Source organism: Aeromicrobium sp., from assembly GCF_049586495.1.
GTDB lineage: Bacteria > Actinomycetota > Actinomycetes > Propionibacteriales > Nocardioidaceae > Aeromicrobium.
Map to the genome: position 1 here is coordinate 1 of NZ_JBAVCB010000041.1, position 16367 is coordinate 16367.

Genomic DNA, 16367 nt, shown 5'->3' on the forward strand with positions numbered 1-16367 from the left:
GGGATCTCGGTGTCGACCTTGTCGGTGGAGATCTCCAGCAGCGGCTCGTCGACCTCGACGGTGTCGCCGACGGACTTGAGCCATTGGGTGACGGTGCCTTCGGTGACGCTCTCACCAAGGGCCGGAAGGGTGACTTCAGTTGCCATGTTTGCGATCCTCTGGGTCGGCGAGTGTCAGGCGTGTGAGTGGAGAGGCTTGCCAGCGAGAGCGAGGGCCGCCTCGCCGAGGGCTTCGTTCTGGGTGGGGTGCGCGTGCAGGAACTGCGCGACGTCGTCGGGGTACGCCTCCCAATTCACGATCAGCGATGCCTCACCGACCTGTTCGCCGTAGCGAGCACCGATCATGTGGACTCCCACGATCGGTCCGTCCTTCTGCCGCACCAGCTTGATGCTGCCCGCGGTGCCGAGGATCTGACTCTTGCCGTTGCCGCCCAGGTTGTACTCAACGGTCTCGATGCCGTCATCGCCGAACTTCTCCTTGGCCTGCGGTTCGGTGATGCCGACCGAGGCGATCTCCGGATCGCAGTACGTGACGCGGGGGATGCCAGAGTCGATGACCGGCTGCGGCTTGAGGCCGGCAATCTCCTCGGCCACGAAGATGCCGTGCGCGAATCCACGGTGCGCCAGCTGGAGCCCTGGTACCAGGTCACCGACGGCGAAGACGCCGTCGACGTTGGTGGCCAAGCGCTCGTCAGTGGGCACCCAGCCGCGGTCCACGGTGATGCCAGCCTCCTCGTAGCCCATGCCGGCCGAGTTCGGTCCGCGTCCGACGGCCACGAGCACCAGGTCGGTGTCGATCGTGTCGCCGTTCTCGAGGGTGACGGTGACGCCGTCGTCGTTCTGCTTGACCGAGTCGAACTTGACGCCGGTCTTGAAGTTGATCTTGCGCTTGCGGAACGCGCGCTCCAGCTGCTTGGACAGCGACGGGTCCTCCAGTGGGACCAGCGTCGGCAGGCCCTCGATGATCGTGACGTCGGCGCCGAAGGACTTCCAGACGCTCGCGAACTCCACGCCGATGACCGAGCCACCGATGATGACGACCTTGTCGGGCACCTCGGTCATGGTGAGGGCCTCGGAGCTGGTGATGACGCGGCCGCCGATCTCCAGACCCAGGGTGCGGGAGACCGATCCGGTGGCCAGCACCACGTGCTGACCGGTGTAGCGCTCGCCGTCGACCTCGACCGTGGTCTTGTCGACGAGCTTGCCCTCTCCTTCGACCACCGTGATGCCGCCGGACTTGATCAGTCCCTGCAGGCCCTTGTAGAGACGATCGACGATGCCGTCCTTGTACTGGTTCACCGCCGGCATGTCGATGCCCTCGAAAGTGGCCTTGATGCCGTAGCCCTCGCTCTCGCGGGTCGCGTCGGCGATCTCGGCGGAGTGCAGCAGCGCCTTGGTGGGAATGCAGCCGGTGTGCAGGCAGGTGCCGCCCAACTTGCCCTTCTCGATCAGCGCGACTGACTTGCCGAGCTGGACCGCTCGGAGCGCGCAGGCGTAGCCGCCGCTGCCGCCTCCGAGAATCACGATGTCGAAGGTGTTGCCGGCGCCGTCCGCCACGATGTTCCTCCCGTAGAACGTGTGTCTGGCCCATCTTGTCACTTGTGTGACACGTGGTGCCACCGGGTGGGCAGACGAATAGTCCGCGAGCCGTGACCGAGTATCGGGCAGACTGGTGTCATGGGACTGTTCCGGCGTAGGTCGCGCACCGACGGCGGCGCTGTCATCTCCGACCGGGCTTCGAGCCGGGCCGATCTTGCTGCGATGAAGGACTGGGCTGAGGCCCGGTCCGGCGTCGAGGCATTCATCGAGCCGAAGACCTCCGTCACCCAGACCACGTTGCTGTTGGTCGCCGGAACCGGTGAGTCCATCCGCCGACGGGTGCCGTCGCCGCAAGCAGCGCGGGAGTTCGCCCGCAAGAAGCTGAATGTCCCGGTCTACGACGCCAACCTGGTCGGCTTGCCGCAGCGCAAGCGCGAGTACGACCTGCGCAAGGCCAAGGGGTCGAGCGGCTCTGCCGGCACTGCGCGCCCCACCTCCGCCAAGCCGTCGGTCTCGATGCCGGGCCGATCATCGCGTGAGATGGCCGCGATCATGACGTTGGAGTCGGCTGCTGGCGTCGATCCACTGCCGTCGAACCCGACCTTCGACCAGCTGATGAAGGTCTACAAGCAGGCCAGGGTCAAGTCCCACCCAGACCGCAACGCTGGCGACCGGGCCACGTGGGACAAGGTCGAGGACTCCGCCCGAGCCCTCGACCTCCCCGACTGACGACCCGTTGGTCGTCAGCGCATCACTGGGCTGCGGCCAGATCCGACGCAATCTGGACCAGGGTGCGCACGCCGACGCCGGTACCGCCGGCGGGGGTGTGTCCGTGGGCTGAGCCCTCGTTGAACGAAGGGCCGGCGATGTCGAGGTGGGCCCATGACGCGTCGCCCACGAACTCGCGCAGAAAGGCGGCCGCGAACAACGTGCCGCCGGCCGGCTTCGGGTTGTGCTGGCGCAGGTCGGCGATGGCCGACGATCGAACGAGGTCTTGCATCTCCTCGGTGATGGGCAGCTGCCACATGGACTCGCCCGCCATGACCGCGGAGCTCAGGACGACCCGACCGAAGTCGTCGTCGTTGGTCAAGACGCCGGTGGTGTTGTTGCCCAGCGCGACGACGCAAGCGCCGGTGAGCGTCGCAACGTCGACCACGTGGTCGGGCTTCGCCTCGACCGCGAGCGTCAGGCCGTCTGCCAGGACGAGACGGCCCTCGGCGTCGGTGTTGTGCACCTCGACGGTCGTTCCACCGCGCATGTGGAGCACGTCGCCGGGACGGGTGGCGCTTCCGCTGGGCATGTTCTCGGCCAGACAGGCGAAGGCCGTGATCTTGATCGGCAGGCCGAGTCGGGCGATGGCAACCGTGGCCGCGACGACGGCGGCCGCACCGGCCATGTCCAGCTTCATCGTCTGCATCGAGGCGCCGGGCTTGATCGACAATCCGCCCGAGTCGAACGTGATGCCCTTGCCAACCAGCGCGAGGTGCGGAACGTCCTTGGACGTCGTAGCGCCGGAGGGGGAGTAGGTGAGCCGGACCAGGCGCGGAGGGCTGTCAGAGCCCTGTCCCACTCCGAGGATGCCGCCGCACTGCTCTTTCTCGAGTCGTTTCTCGTCCCACACCTGCACCTTGACCTCGGTGCCGGCGAGTTCGGTGATGGCATCGGCGAAGCCGGTCGGGCGCAGATCGCCCGGGGGAGTGTTGACCCAGTCGCGGGCCACGTTGACGGCCTCTGAAACGGTCAGCGCCCGCTCGACGGCGGCGGTGGCTGCGGTCTGGCGTGCGAAGGCCGACAGGATCGTGACGGCGGTGATCGTCAGCGGCTTGACGCCCTTCTGGCTGTCCTGCTTCGTGGACTTGAAGGCCGTGAAGGCGTAGCTGCCCAGATGGACACCCTCGGCGATCGCACCTACATCCTCGACGCTGGCAGCATGCAGCTCCATCGCGACGGTCTTGACGTTCTTGAGCGACTGCACAGCTTGTGCGGCGGCGCGACGCAGGTCCTCGGCCGTGGGCTCAGCTGGCAGTCCGACAGCAGCGATCACCTTCGCCCTCACCAGTCCGTTGGACGGGAACACGACGACCTGGCTCTTCTCACCGGTGAACCCAAGCAGGTCGAGCGTGGCGGTGAGGTCGCCCTTGTCCTCGTCGTGGCGGATGCCGATGACGAGGGCGTCGGCGGTGGCAGTGGTGGGCTTGGCGGTGCTGAGACTCACAGATGGCATGGACGCCACTGTAGTCATATCGAACTAGGTGCAGTCGGCACGAGGCGCGCAGGATCGGCCGCTAGGTTGGAGCCATGGATCTCCTGCACTCTCCGATGCACGACCGTCACGTGGCCCTCGGCGCCAAGCTTGCCGAATTCGGTGGCTGGGAGATGCCGCTGGAGTACGCCGGTGGGGGAGTGTTGGCCGAGCATGCGGCGGTGCGTGACGCCGTCGGTCTGTTCGACGTCAGTCACCTGGGCAAGGCATTGGTGAGAGGCACCGGCGCCGCCGCATTCGTCAACACCTGCTTCACCAACGACCTCGGCAAGATCTCGCCCGGCCAGGCCCAGTACACGTTGTGCTGCGACGACGACGGCGGGACGGTCGACGACCTGATCCAGTATCTGCGCAGCGACTTCGAAGTCTTTTTGATCCCCAACGCGGCCAACACCGCGGCTGTTGTCGCGAAGTTGCGCGCCGCAGCCCCAGAGGGCATCGAGGTCGCCGATCTTCACCGAGACTATGCCGTGCTCGCGATCCAGGGTCCGTTGAGCGATGAGGTGTTGCAGTCACTGGGACTTCCGGTCGACCACTCCTACATGTCCTTTGCCGACGGCCAGATCGCTGGACGTGAGGTGACGGTGTGCCGCACCGGATACACCGGAGAGCGCGGGTACGAGCTGGTCGTCACCTCAGGTGACGCGGTTGAGGTGTGGGACGCCGTCGTGGTGGCCGGCGAGCCGTTCGGCCTGCGTCCCTGCGGGCTCGGTGCCCGCGACACGTTGCGCACCGAGATGGGCTACCCGTTGCACGGTCACGACCTGTCGTCTGAGATCTCCCCGGTCATGGGGCGGTCCGGGTGGGCTGTCGGCTGGTCCAAGCCGGCGTTCTGGGGCAAAGCCGCGCTGGAGCAGCAGAAGGCGGAGAAGACGGTGCGCACGCTGCGGGGGCTGGTGGCCGAAGGCCGCGGCATCCCCCGACCCGGCATGGTGGTCACCGACGGCAACGGCAACGAGCTGGGCGAGATCACATCAGGCACCTTTTCGCCCACGCTGCGTCAGGGCATAGCACTGGCGCTGCTGGACCCCGGCGTCGCGCACGGGGCGACCGTCACGGTCGATGTTCGCGGCCGTCAAGAACACTTCACCGTGACGAAGCCGCCGTTCGTGCAGCCGTCCACCACAGAGAGCTGAGGCGTCAGATGAGCTGGAGCTGGACATTCGAGAAGGCCGACGGCACGGTGACGGGCCGCTCAGAGCATTTCGACAGTCGTGGAGACGCCGAGTCGTGGGTGGGTGAGAATTTCGGCGACCTGCTCGACCAAGGCGTCGATCAGGTGCGCTTGTTCGATGCCGAGTCCGAGATCTACGGACCGATGTCGCTGCACCCCGACACCTGAGCCAATCCGGCGCGCAAGGGTCAGCGATAGGTGGCCGACAGCTGCTCGCCGCGCTTGACCTGGGGCCGCGGCAGTCGGAAGCGACGCAGCTGCGTGCTGCGCAGCACGACGTAGAACTTCGCTCCGCTGGCCTCGGCAGGATCGACATCGCGTGCCGCGAGTTCACGCTTGACCCCGCGCAACAGGCGAAACGTGTCGAGCACGACGCCGACGATGGTGAAGGTCCACATGAACGTCACCAGCGCGAGCGACCACGGCTGATTGATGTAGGACAGCACGAGGATCAACAGCAGGATCGGAAGCATGAATTCGGCGACGTTCCAGCGGCGGTCGACGTAGTCGCGCAGAAAGCGACGGACGGGACCGCGCTCGCGGGCCGGAAGATGCTTCTCGTCGCCGGTGCGCAGCGCTTCTTGCTGCTTCTTGCGCAGCTCGTCGCGGGCGGCCCGTTCGCGCTTGGCGCCTTCCTTGCGGTTCATCGGCGTCTTCATCTGCTTCTTGCGCGCCTCTTCGGCCTCGCGCCTGCTCGGCGTCGCACGCCCCTTGCCGTCTGCCTTTTCGTCTACCACGCGGGCCACCCTACAAGTGTCGGGTTGACCCGTACGATGTGAGCATGGGCATCTGGCAGCGAATCGTGCGTCTGGTGCGCTCGATGTTCACCCGCGAGGAGAGCGTCGACCAGCTCAGCACCAGGCTCGACGACACGTACCGCGAGCAGACGAGGCTGCTGCAACAGGTGCGCCGCGGCGTCGCCGATGTCGCCACCAGCCGCAAGCGCGTCGAGATCCAGCTCGCCACCGTGCGTCAGCAGATCTCCCAGCTCGACGACCAGGCTCGCCAGGCTGTCGCCCGCGGTGACGACGACAGCGCCCGTGTCGCCCTGACCCGGAAGGTCGCGCTCGAGAAGGCCGAAGCCGACCTCATCGACCGCCACGCGCTACTCAAGGCCGAAGAGGACAAGCTCGCGGTGTCGGCGAGCAAGGTCGAGCAAGGCGTCGAGCAGTTCCGCCTCCGCCGGGACACCCTCACCGCACGCCACGCCGCAGCCTCGGCGCGAGCCGAGATCAACAGCGCCACCACCGGCATCGCGGCAGCGAGCAGCGAGGTCGGCCAGGCCATGGCGTCAGCCGAACGAGAGACCAGACGCATCGAAGCCACCGCGGATGCCGTCGATGAGCTGGTCGCAGACGGTGTCATCAGCACGGTCGGCGAAGACCCCCGCACGGCCGAGCTGCGTCGCTTCGACGCCGAGCTCGGTCAGGCCGGACTGGACCCCGAGGGGCAGGCGGAGATCGAACGACAGCTGCAGCAGATCTCGCCGCCGCCAGGAGAGGTGTCCGATGGCACGGACCAGATTCAGAGGTGATCGCGGACTCACGCTGCGCATGACGGGCGTGAGCTTCGGACTCGGCCTGCTCTACGTGGCCTTCGGGGCCTTTCTCATCCAGGGCCTCGGCCTGGGGCTTGTCGGCCTGGTCATCGTCCTCGCGATGTCGTGGGGCCAGTGGTACTTCTCCGACACGCTCGCGCTGCGCTCCATGGGCGCCAAGGAGGTCAGCCCCGAGCAGGCGCCCGAGCTGCACGCCATGATCGATCGGCTGTGCGCGCTCGCCGACATGCCGAAGCCTCGGGTCGCGGTGTCGGTCACCGACATGCCGAACGCGTTCGCGACCGGCCGGTCCCCGGGACATTCTGCAGTGTGTGTGACCACGGGAATCATGCAGCGTCTAGACGCCGAGGAGCTGGAGGGCGTCCTGGCCCACGAGCTGTCGCACGTGGCCAACCGTGACGTGACCGTGATGACCGTGGCGTCGTCGCTAGGTCTGCTGGCTGGCTTCATCACGCGGTGGGGCATGTACGCGGGCAACTCCTTCGGCGGTCGCAACAGCAAGAACGGTGGAGCGGCGTTTCTCGTGGTCTTCGTGGTGAGCATGGTGGTGTACGCGATCTCGTTCGTGCTGACCCGTTCGCTGTCGCGCTACCGCGAGCTGAGTGCCGATCGCAGCGGCGCCTATCTGACGGGCCGTCCGTCCAAGTTGTCGTCGGCGTTGGTCAAGATCTCTGGCGAGATGGCTCGTATCCCGAACAAGGACCTGCGCGAAGGACAGGCAATCAGCGCGTTCTTCTTCGCTCCTGCCATCAACCGCGAGTCCATCTCGTCGCTGTTCTCGACTCACCCTCCGCTGGAGCAGCGCCTCGACCAGCTGGCGCGGGTCAGCGCGGAGCTGTCGGAGCCGGTCTGACAAGCGGCTCGCATAGGGTTCGGGACATGAAGATCTGGGACGCACTGCTGGGTCGCAGCACACCGCCGGCAGCCGATCTCGACGCACTGTTCGCGGTGCCGCAAGCGTCGCTGTCGCTGCAGGCGCAAGGATTCACTCCTACAGGGCAAGGAGCGGTCTGTTATCGCCGCGCCGAGGGTGGCGCGTTCGTCAGCACCGAGTCCCAGATCGAGCAGCTGATCGCCATGAGCGGTTCGACGATCGAGAAAATCGACGACAGCTATGGCTTTCGCTGGTTGAGCGTGCAGCAGACGTCGGCCGACGTCTCTGGCCTCGTGACCGATCTGCACGCCGCCAACACGTCCCTGGCCGACGCTGGATTCGGACAGTCCCTGCTGTGCTCGACGATGGGCTTCACCTCACCGGACGGTCGAACGCTGGCGCTGGTCTACCTGTTCAAACGCGGCACATTCTATCCCTTCGTGCCGTCAGACGGTCAGCACCGCGACAACGCTCTGGAGCTGCAAGTGCGCGGAATCGTGGACCAGGACATCGCGATCGAGGCAGATCTGAGCCGTTGGCTTGCCATCTGGGGCGCGCCCGGTCTCTGACGGGACGTTAGATTGATCAGGTGAGCTTCGAGAACCTGTCCCGCGACCAGATCCAGACCTTGCTCGATGAGCAGAGGGCGCACTACCGGGAATTGCAGGACTCTGGCCTGAAGCTGGATCTGACGCGCGGCAAGCCGTCCCCGGAGCAGCTCGATCTTTCGCTGCCGCTGCTCGCTCTGCCGGGGGACGACTTCACCGACAGCCACGGAACCGACACGCGCAACTACGGCGGACTCAACGGTCTCCCCGAGCTGCGCGAGATCTTCGCCCCGATCTTGCAGGTGCCGCTGGAGCAGATCGTCGCTGGCGACAACGCCAGCCTGGCGATGATGCACGACAATCTGGTGTTCTCGCTGCTCCACGGCACGGTCGACTCGCCTCGGCCATGGGTCGCGGAGGAGTCGGTCAAGTTCATCTGTCCCGTGCCCGGCTACGACCGTCACTTCGCGCTGACCGAGGAGTACGGGATCGAGATGATCCCGGTCGACCTGCTCGCCGACGGACCGGACATGAACGCCGTGCGGGCACTCGTCGAGGACCCCACGGTCAAGGGCATGTGGCTGGTGCCGACCTATGGCAACCCCAGCGGCGCCGTCGTGAGCGAAGCAGTCGCCGCGGAGCTGGCCGGGCTCGAGACCGCCGCACCGGACTTCCGGATCTTCTGGGACAACGCCTACGCGGTGCACCACCTGACGGACGAGCAGACCAAGACAGCCGACATCATCGGGCTGTGCGCCGCCTCGGATCATCCCCATCGGGCGATCACCTTCGCGTCGACATCCAAGATCACCTTCGCGGGCTCAGGCGTCTGCTTCCTGGCATCGTCGCCGGACAACGTCGCGTGGTACCTGAAACACCTCGGCAAGCGCACGATCGGACCGGACAAGGTCAACCAGCTGCGGCACGCGCGCTTCCTGCAGGACACTGAGGGCGTCATGGCCTTGATGACCCGGCACCGCCAGATCCTCGCCCCCAAGTTCGAGCAGGTGGTCACGATCCTGCGCGAGCGCCTGGCGTCCTACGCCGTGGCGGAGTGGACAGAGCCGAAGGGCGGATACTTCGTGAGCCTGGACGTGGTCGACGGCACGGCGTCTCGCGTGATCGAGCTCGCCCGAGAGGCGGGGGTGGCCATGACCCCAGCCGGGGCGGCCTTCCCGTATGGCCACGACCCTCGCGATCGCAACATCCGGATCGCTCCGTCGTACCCATCATCGGCTGAGCTCGCGACCGCGATCGAGGTGCTCGCCACCTGCGTGCTGCTCGCGGCCGCCGAGCAGTCGCTCGCCTGACGTGAAGGTGCTGGTCGCGCCGGATTCCTTCGGCGGGACGTTGTCGGCCCCAGAGGCGGCGCGCGCCATCGTCGCGGGATGGCTCGAGCACGCGCCGGACGACGAGGTGACGACAGCGCCCATGGCCGACGGCGGTCCTGGTTTCGTCGACGTGCTGCACGAGGCACTCGGTGGCGACCTGCAGATGCAGACGGTCAGCGGTCCGCTCGGTGACGCGGTCCCGCTGACGTGGCTGCTGGTCGACCGCACGGCCTACGTGGAAAGCGCCCAGGCGTGCGGCCTGCATCTGTCCGACCGCCGCGAGCCTCTGATCGCCACCACCGTGGGAGTGGGTGAAGCGATGGCAACGGCCATCGATGCTGGGGCGCAGCGGATCGTGGTGGGGATGGGTGGCAGCGCCACCAACGATGGGGGAGCGGGCATGCTTGCGGCGCTCGGTGCCCGCGCGGACGTTCCCCTGAACGGCGGACCCGCGGACCTGGTCGGCATCACGACAGTCGATCTGGGCCCGGCCCGGCAACGGGTGAACGGGGTGGAGCTGGTGATCGCCTCCGATGTCGATTCCACCCTGCTGGGCCTTTTCGGCGCCACCAAGACATTCGGGCCCCAGAAGGGGTTGACCGACGATCAGATCATCACGGTGGATGGCACCCTCGACGGATTTGTCGTGGCTGCCTGCGGCTCCACGCCGTCGGAGCGCCGAATCGCCGACGCCGCTGGCGCCGGGGCAGCCGGGGGTCTGGGCTTCGGTCTCATGCTGCTGGGTGGCAGCTTCACGTCCGGCATCGACCTCGTGGCTGAGTCGGTGGGCCTGTCCGAGCTGGCCGGTCAGCACGATCTGGTCGTGACGGGAGAGGGGCGCTATGACTTCTCCTCGCGCGCCGGGAAGGTCGTCTACGGCGTCGCTGCCGCAGCCGCACGAGGCGCACGCCCGTGCATCGTGCTGGCAGGACAGGTAGAGGTGGGCTCGCGCGAGATGCGCGCCATGGGAGTCGAAAGCGCCTATGCCATGGTCGACGTCGTGGGTCTGCAGAGGTCGATGAACGACCCCCACGCAGCGTTGGCCGAGCTGGCCGCGCGCGTCGCCCGCACGTGGTCGCGACACTGACTGACCCGTCGAGGTGCTTCCGGATCGGTGGCGCCACTCGCGGAGTGGTCGGTAGGTCCAGATCGCTCGTCAGCGGGGCGTAGGATGGGAATGCAGGACGACGCAACAGCGTTGAACACCATGAACGCACGACACAGATCACACGAGACCGCGGCAGATTTCCGCCGACGGTCCGCAAGCAGGGAGAACGCATGACTGCCTCGACCGAAGAGACCACCAGCACCTCCGAGACCGTCACACTCAGCGACGGCGCGGCCGCCAAGGTCAAGAGCCTGCTCGAACAGGAAGGTCGCGACGACCTCTCCTTGCGTATCGCCGTGCAGCCCGGCGGATGCTCCGGCCTGCGCTACCAGTTGTTCTTCGACGAGCGCTCGCTGGACGGCGACCAGATCTTCGAGTTCGGCGGCGTCAACGTGGTCGTCGACCGCATGAGCCTGCCGTACCTGGGTGGAGCGACGATCGATTTCGTCGACACCATCGAGAAGCAGGGCTTCACCATCGACAACCCGATGGCCACCGGTTCGTGCGCCTGCGGCGACTCGTTCCACTAAGCAAGCACCTCCTGGCCTCTCTGATGGGGCACCACAACACGGCCCACCGCGCAGGCGGGGGGCCGTTTTGTCTATGGTGAGCACGTGCATCTCGCCATCACCGGATCGATCGCCACTGACCACCTGATGACCTTCCCGGGAAAGTTCGCCGACTCGCTCGTGCCGGACCAGCTCGACAAGATCTCCCTGTCCTTCCTGGTGGAGGATCTTGACGTCCGTCGGGGCGGGTGCGGCGCGAACATTGCGTTCGGCCTCGCCAAGCTGGGTCATCGCGCTCTGCTGGTCGGTGCAGTTGGTCAGGACTTCGAGACCGAGTACCGAGGCTGGTTGGACGCTGCGGGCATCGACACGGGGGGCGTCCTGGTGTCCGACAGCCGCCACACGGCGCGTTTCGTCTGCACGACCGATGACGACCACGCCCAGATCGCGACCTTCTACGCCGGAGCGATGCGGGAGTCACGCGACATCGACCTGTTCTCGCTCGGTCAGGACTTCGATCTCGTCCTCATCGCGCCCGACGACCCCGAGGGGATGCTCCGGCACACGCAGGCGTGTCGCGATCAGGGAATCCCGTTCGCCGCCGATCCCTCGCAGCAGCTGGCGTGGGCCGAGGGTGACGTCATTCGTCACCTCATCGATGGTGCCGAGTACCTGTTCAGCAATGACTACGAGTCCGCCCTGATCCAGCAGAAGACCGGCTGGAGCGAAGCGGACGTCCAGGCGCACGTCACCACCCAGGTCACGACTCGTGGCAAGGACGGCGTCAGCGTCTTCACGCACGACGGCGAGCGCATCGATGTCGGCGCGATCGACGGCGTCGTGGCCGTTGACCCCACCGGGGTTGGGGACAGCTTTCGCGCAGGATTCCTCGCCGGGGTGGCCGCCGATCTGTCGTTCGAGCGATCCGCCCAGGTCGGCTGTGCCATCGCCGCCAGCGTGGTCGAGACCAAGGGCACCCAGGAGTACGACCTCACCCGCGAGCCCTTCCTCGAGCGCATCGGTTCGACGTATGGCGACACTGCCCGCGACGAGGTCGACGCAGCACTGTCACTGACGTGAAAGGACACAACTCGCGCAGGCCGACCTCGCCTGCAACGCGCGGTGGCGCTGGGTTAGGCTGCAGTGTGAAATCTGGTGGCGCAGCACGTCGAGAAAGGCGTTCCGTGGGACGGTTGACATGGGCAGTCATGGCCCTCGCACTCGTGGGGCTCAGCGGATGTTCTCCCGCTGATGACAGCGACATCAAGAGGTTGGCGCTGCCGATCGGTTCCACCGATCGCACCGACTACGTCTGGAACCTGTGGCTCGGCGCCTGGATCGCCGTCCTCGCCGTGTTCCTGCTGGTCTTCGGCCTGATGGTCTACGCCATGATCCGGTACCGCCGTCGCAGCGTCGACGAGGTCCCCTCCCAGGTCCGCTACAACCTGCCGATCGAGGCGCTGTACACCTTCGCTCCCGTCGTCATCGTGGCGGTCTTCTTCTTCCACACCGTCACGGCGCAGAACTCGATTCTCGAAAAGGTCGACAACCCCGACCACACCATCGAAGTGGTCGGCAGCAAGTGGCAGTGGGCGTTCAACTACCTCGACGAACCGACCGTGGACGGCGCGAGCGTCTACGACCAGGGAACACCCGCCGACCTGGCCGATCTCTACCTTCCCGTCGATGAATCCGTGCGATTCAACTTGATGTCGCCGGATGTCATCCACTCATTCTGGGTCCCGGAGTTCTACTTCAAGATGGACGTCGTCCCGGGCAACGGCCCCCAGGAGAACTCCTTCGACCTCACGCCCACCCGCGAGGGCGTCTTCACGGGCCGCTGCGCTGAATTGTGCGGCCTGTACCACTCGCGGATGCTGTTCAAGGTCCACGTGGTCAGTCGAGCCGAGTACGACCAGCACCTGCAGGACTTGAGGGAGCAGGGCAACATCGGCGCCCCTCAGGGCTCCGTGAAGGCCAAGCAGATCGCCGGACTCGACGACGTTGAAGAGGAAGAGAACTGATGGCCACCGCCACCACCGCCGCGTTCGGTGCCGGTCGCGAGGGTCAGGCCGTGCCTGAGCGCACGCTCGGACAACAGGTCGTCAAGGTCCTGACCACGACCGATCACAAGGTGATCGGCAACATGTACCTGGTCACCTCGTTCCTCTTCTTCATCTTCGGCGGCATCCTGGCGCTGGTGATCCGCGCCGAGCTCGCCGCCCCCGGCACGCAGATCGTCGACGACGAGACGTACAACCAGCTGTTCACGATGCACGGCACGATCATGCTGCTGCTGTTCGCCACGCCGCTGTTCTTCGGCTTCGGCAACGCGATCATGCCGCTGCAGATCGGCGCCCCTGACGTCGCGTTCCCGCGACTGAACATGTTCAGCTACTGGCTGTACCTGTTTGGCGGTCTGATCACGGTCTCGGGCTTCCTGACTCCCGGTGGCGCGGCCAGCTTCGGCTGGTTCGCGTACGCACCGCTCAGCGACGCCGTGAACTCCCCGAGCATCGGCGGAGATCTCTGGGTCATGGGTCTGTGGATGTCGGGTCTTGGCACCATCCTCGGCGCGGTCAACTTCGTCACCACCATCTTCACGATGCGCGCACCCGGCATGACCATGTTCCGCATGCCGATCTTCGTGTGGAACACCTTGGTCACCAGCATGCTGGTGCTCATCGCCTTCCCGATCTTCGGCGCGGCGCTGCTGGCGCTCGAGGCTGATCGTCGTCTGGGTGCGCACGTCTTCGACGCCGCCAACGGCGGACCGATTCTGTGGCAGCACCTGTTCTGGTTCTTTGGCCACCCGGAGGTCTACATCATCGCGCTGCCGTTCTTCGGCATCGTGACCGAGATCCTGCCGGTCTTCAGCCGCAAGCCGATCTTCGGCTACGTGGGTCTGGTGGCCGCCACGCTCATGATCGCCGCGCTGTCGGTCGCGGTGTGGGCCCACCACATGTTCGTCACCGGGGCTGTCGATCTCGCGTTCTTCAGCTTCATGACCTTCCTCATCGCGGTGCCCACCGGCGTGAAGTTCTTCAACTGGATCGGCACGATCTGGGGCGGCAGTCTGTCCTTCGACACCCCCATGATCTTCTCGCTCGGCTTCCTCACGACCTTCCTGTTCGGTGGCCTCACCGGTGTGGTCCTCGCTTCGCCGGCACTGGACTTCCAGGTGTCCGACACGTACTTCGTGGTGGCGCACTTCCATTACGTGGTGTTCGGCACCGTGGTGTTCGCGATGTTCGCGGGCTTCTACTACTGGTGGCCCAAGCTCACCGGACGCATGCTCGATGAGAAGCTGGGAAAGATCCACTTCTGGCTGCTGTTCATCGGGTTCCACCTGACCTTCCTGGTCCAGCACTGGCTGGGCGTCGAAGGCATGCCCCGTCGATACGCTGACTACGGGCCCCAGGACGGATTCACGACCTTGAACGAGATCAGCTCGATCGGGGCCTTCCTGCTGGGAACCTCGACGCTGGTCTACATGTACAACGTCTGGATCTCGCGCAAGGGACCGCAGGTCGGTCTCGACGACCCGTGGGGCTGGGGCCGCTCGCTGGAGTGGGCGACGTCGTCCCCACCACCGCGCCACAACTTCACGTCGCTGCCGCGCATCCGGTCAGAAAGCCCAGCCTTCGACCTGCACCACCCCGAGATCGCGGAGCTCGAGCTCGCGCAGAATCCGGGCGAGAAGAACCCCCTCGCCGATGCTCCCGACGTCGACGGGCGCGGCGAAGCCACGGGCGACTCCCAGAGCAAGGATCACTGATTCATGAAGGCTGAAACCTGGACCATCGTCGGAGTGGGCATCTTCTTCGGCCTCGTGTCGCCGATCTACTGGCTGCTGACCAACGACTGGACTGGCACGACCGCTCTGGTCATGACCTTCCTGCTGTGTGCGTTGCTCGGCTTCTACCTGGGCGTGGTCGCGAATCAGATCCCGGGTCGCCCCGAGGACCGCAGCGATGGCGAGATCGCCGATGGTGCCGGTGAGCTCGGCTTCTTCCCGCCGTACAGCTGGTGGCCGTTGTTCACCGCTGCAGCCCTGGCGGTCGTCGTGCTGGGTGTCGTGTTCGGCTGGTGGCTGTTCATCATCGGTTCAGGCATTCTCGGCGTCATGGTCGTGGGCTGGGTCTTTGAGTACTACCGCGGCATCCACGCGCACTGAGTATGGGACATCGTTCGTCACGATGCTGATCGCGCGGGCCAGCGACCTACACTGACACGGTGTTCCCCTGTCCCTCTGCTCCTGCTCGGCGGCTCGTCGCGGCATTCGCTGCAGCGGCAGTCGTGGCTGCCGGATGCACCCCCACCAGCCTCACCGATGGTGCGGGGACTGCTTCGGGGTCGACGGAACCGCTCGCATGGTCCGCCAACGTCAAGAACGACGCCTCGGACGTGGGGGTCGACACGATCGTGTCGGTGACCGCCGAGCACGGCAAGATTCGTCAGGCTGTGCTGCGCAGCGCCAAGGGCGAGGACGAGGTGTCGGGCAGCGTCACGGGCAGCAGGTGGGTGGCCACGGAGCGACTGGAACCGAGCACCACGTACGAGCTGCGCGTCACCGGTGCGGGGAATGACGGTCGCGAAGACACCTTCGCTTCGACCTTCAGCACCCAGTCGCTGACACTTGCGCAGCAGACCTACCCGGCTGTCGCCCCGCTGGACGGGGAGACGGTCGGCGTCGGCATGCCCGTCATCGTCACGTTCGACGTCCCGGTCAAGAACCGTGCCCTCTTCGAACGCAACATGTACGTGACCTCCTCGGCTGACGTCGAGGGATCATGGTCGTGGTTCAGCGACCGCGAGGCGCACTACCGGCCGAAGGAATACTGGCCAGCCAAGACCAAGGTCACGGTGTCGTTGAAGCTCAATGGGCTCCCGGCCGGCAATGGCATCTTCGGCCAGCAGGACCAAGACATCGACTTTCGCATCGGCCGCAAGGCAGTCAGCGTCGTCAACGTCGCGAAGAAGCGCCTGACCTTCACGGTCGACGACAAGAAGAGGCGCACCATTCCCGTCTCGAACGGCGACAGCACGCATCGGACCCGCAAGGGCACCAAGATCATCATGGAGAAGTTCTCGTCGGTCGACATGGACGCAGCCACCACGGGTGTGGACTCCGACGACCCGGGGTACTACAACATGACCGACGTCCGCTGGGCCATGCGCGTCACCAACTCAGGTGAGTTCCTGCACGCGGCGCCGTGGTCCGCCGCCTCACACGGTCGTGCCAACGTCAGCCATGGCTGCACGGGCATGAGCACCGCCGATGCCGGCTGGCTCTATCAGCAGTCGCGCCGAGGCGACGTGGTCGAGTACACCAACAGCTCACGCGGCCTCGAGGATCGCAACGGCTGGACCGACTGGAACGATTCGTGGGAATCATGGACCAAGCGCTCGGCGTTGTACCGCACCACCCCTTCTGTCTGATCGCCACCCACCGAGACGACGA

General features: G+C 66.0%; 18 protein-coding genes. 14 read left to right on the top strand and 4 right to left on the bottom strand.

Annotated features, from left to right (window positions below; all coding sequences use genetic code 11):
* Both WB508_RS02050 and lpdA read right to left on the bottom strand, forming a co-directional pair.
* On the bottom strand, nt 1-146 hold a 146-nt coding region (locus WB508_RS02050; RefSeq protein ID WP_423843257.1), incomplete at its 3' end, for a biotin/lipoyl-containing protein.
* A gap of 27 nt (nt 147-173) precedes the next feature.
* Nucleotides 174-1556, bottom strand: coding sequence for a dihydrolipoyl dehydrogenase (gene lpdA, locus WB508_RS02055; protein ID WP_423843210.1), 1383 nt, complete (start codon nt 1554-1556; stop codon nt 174-176).
* Between the two features lie 120 nt (nt 1557-1676).
* Between lpdA and WB508_RS02060 the strand changes: the two genes are divergently transcribed.
* Nucleotides 1677-2267 (top strand): hypothetical protein, encoded by a 591-nt coding sequence (locus WB508_RS02060; RefSeq protein ID WP_423843211.1) that lies wholly within the window; start codon nt 1677-1679, stop codon nt 2265-2267.
* Nucleotides 2268-2289: 22 nt separating this feature from the next.
* On the opposite strand, the gene WB508_RS02065 is transcribed toward WB508_RS02060, so the two are convergent.
* Nucleotides 2290-3762, bottom strand: a complete 1473-nt coding sequence (locus WB508_RS02065; RefSeq protein ID WP_423843212.1) for a leucyl aminopeptidase — start codon at nt 3760-3762, stop codon at nt 2290-2292.
* A 74-nt stretch (nt 3763-3836) separates the two neighbouring features.
* Here WB508_RS02065 and gcvT point away from each other — a divergent pair, with 74 nt between their 5' ends.
* Nucleotides 3837-4937, top strand: a complete 1101-nt coding sequence (gcvT, locus tag WB508_RS02070; protein WP_423843213.1) for a glycine cleavage system aminomethyltransferase GcvT — start codon at nt 3837-3839, stop codon at nt 4935-4937.
* 8 nt (nt 4938-4945) lie between these two features.
* Entirely contained in the window at nt 4946-5143 is a 198-nt protein-coding gene (locus WB508_RS02075) for a hypothetical protein (protein ID WP_423843214.1), read from the top strand.
* A gap of 20 nt (nt 5144-5163) precedes the next feature.
* On the opposite strand, the gene WB508_RS02080 is transcribed toward WB508_RS02075, so the two are convergent.
* Nucleotides 5164-5712: a DUF3043 domain-containing protein gene (locus WB508_RS02080; protein WP_423843215.1), complete on the bottom strand. Its 549-nt coding sequence runs from the start codon at nt 5710-5712 to the stop codon at nt 5164-5166.
* Nucleotides 5713-5756: 44 nt separating this feature from the next.
* On the opposite strand from WB508_RS02080, the gene WB508_RS02085 reads away from it, so the two are divergent.
* The 11 genes from WB508_RS02085 to WB508_RS02135 all read left to right on the top strand — a co-directional run bounded on the left by WB508_RS02085 (nt 5757) and on the right by WB508_RS02135 (nt 16345).
* Nucleotides 5757-6509: a PspA/IM30 family protein gene (locus WB508_RS02085; protein ID WP_423843216.1), complete on the top strand. Its 753-nt coding sequence runs from the start codon at nt 5757-5759 to the stop codon at nt 6507-6509.
* Nucleotides 6484-7386 carry a zinc metalloprotease HtpX gene (htpX, locus tag WB508_RS02090; protein ID WP_423843217.1) on the top strand — a complete coding sequence of 301 codons (903 nt, stop codon included), beginning with the start codon at nt 6484-6486 and terminating at the stop codon, nt 7384-7386. Before WB508_RS02085 ends, htpX begins: the two co-directional genes overlap by 26 nt.
* Before the next feature lie 26 nt (nt 7387-7412).
* The gene (pspAB, locus tag WB508_RS02095; protein ID WP_423843218.1) at nt 7413-7976 is read left to right on the top strand and encodes a PspA-associated protein PspAB; all 564 of its coding nucleotides are present in this window, start codon (nt 7413-7415) and stop codon (nt 7974-7976) included.
* 20 nt (nt 7977-7996) lie between these two features.
* A complete protein-coding gene (locus WB508_RS02100) occupies nt 7997-9265 on the top strand; it encodes an aminotransferase (protein WP_423843219.1) in 1269 nt (422 codons plus the stop codon).
* 1 nt (nt 9266) lies between these two features.
* The gene (locus WB508_RS02105; protein WP_423843220.1) at nt 9267-10373 is read left to right on the top strand and encodes a glycerate kinase; all 1107 of its coding nucleotides are present in this window, start codon (nt 9267-9269) and stop codon (nt 10371-10373) included.
* Nucleotides 10374-10564: 191 nt separating this feature from the next.
* Nucleotides 10565-10924 carry a HesB/IscA family protein gene (locus WB508_RS02110; RefSeq protein WP_423843221.1) on the top strand — a complete coding sequence of 120 codons (360 nt, stop codon included), beginning with the start codon at nt 10565-10567 and terminating at the stop codon, nt 10922-10924.
* 84 nt (nt 10925-11008) lie between these two features.
* Nucleotides 11009-11983 (top strand): carbohydrate kinase family protein, encoded by a 975-nt coding sequence (locus WB508_RS02115; protein ID WP_423843222.1) that lies wholly within the window; start codon nt 11009-11011, stop codon nt 11981-11983.
* A 128-nt stretch (nt 11984-12111) separates the two neighbouring features.
* Nucleotides 12112-12927 carry a cytochrome c oxidase subunit II gene (gene coxB, locus WB508_RS02120; protein WP_423843223.1) on the top strand — a complete coding sequence of 272 codons (816 nt, stop codon included), beginning with the start codon at nt 12112-12114 and terminating at the stop codon, nt 12925-12927.
* Nucleotides 12927-14681, top strand: coding sequence for a cytochrome c oxidase subunit I (ctaD, locus tag WB508_RS02125; protein WP_423843224.1), 1755 nt, complete (start codon nt 12927-12929; stop codon nt 14679-14681). Before coxB ends, ctaD begins: the two co-directional genes overlap by 1 nt.
* Before the next feature lie 3 nt (nt 14682-14684).
* Nucleotides 14685-15080 (top strand): cytochrome c oxidase subunit 4, encoded by a 396-nt coding sequence (locus WB508_RS02130; RefSeq protein ID WP_423843225.1) that lies wholly within the window; start codon nt 14685-14687, stop codon nt 15078-15080.
* A 59-nt stretch (nt 15081-15139) separates the two neighbouring features.
* Entirely contained in the window at nt 15140-16345 is a 1206-nt protein-coding gene (locus tag WB508_RS02135; RefSeq protein WP_423843226.1) for an Ig-like domain-containing protein, read from the top strand.
* The last annotated feature ends 22 nt before the right edge of the window (nt 16346-16367 follow it).

Excerpts from the sequence above, each read along its gene's own strand:
- coxB (WP_423843223.1), top strand. The coding sequence starts at position 12,112 with ATGGCCCTCGCACTCGTGGGGCTCAGCGGATGTTCTCCCGCTGATGAC.
- WB508_RS02110 (WP_423843221.1), top strand. The coding sequence starts at position 10,565 with ATGACTGCCTCGACCGAAGAGACCACCAGCACCTCCGAGACCGTCACA.
- WB508_RS02065 (WP_423843212.1), bottom strand. The coding sequence starts at position 3,762 with ATGCCATCTGTGAGTCTCAGCACCGCCAAGCCCACCACTGCCACCGCC.
- gcvT (WP_423843213.1), top strand. The coding sequence starts at position 3,837 with ATGGATCTCCTGCACTCTCCGATGCACGACCGTCACGTGGCCCTCGGC.
- WB508_RS02060 (WP_423843211.1), top strand. The coding sequence starts at position 1,677 with ATGGGACTGTTCCGGCGTAGGTCGCGCACCGACGGCGGCGCTGTCATC.
- pspAB (WP_423843218.1), top strand. The coding sequence starts at position 7,413 with ATGAAGATCTGGGACGCACTGCTGGGTCGCAGCACACCGCCGGCAGCC.
- htpX (WP_423843217.1), top strand. The coding sequence starts at position 6,484 with ATGGCACGGACCAGATTCAGAGGTGATCGCGGACTCACGCTGCGCATG.
- WB508_RS02085 (WP_423843216.1), top strand. The coding sequence starts at position 5,757 with ATGGGCATCTGGCAGCGAATCGTGCGTCTGGTGCGCTCGATGTTCACC.
- ctaD (WP_423843224.1), top strand. The coding sequence starts at position 12,927 with ATGGCCACCGCCACCACCGCCGCGTTCGGTGCCGGTCGCGAGGGTCAG.
- WB508_RS02075 (WP_423843214.1), top strand. The coding sequence starts at position 4,946 with ATGAGCTGGAGCTGGACATTCGAGAAGGCCGACGGCACGGTGACGGGC.
- WB508_RS02130 (WP_423843225.1), top strand. The coding sequence starts at position 14,685 with ATGAAGGCTGAAACCTGGACCATCGTCGGAGTGGGCATCTTCTTCGGC.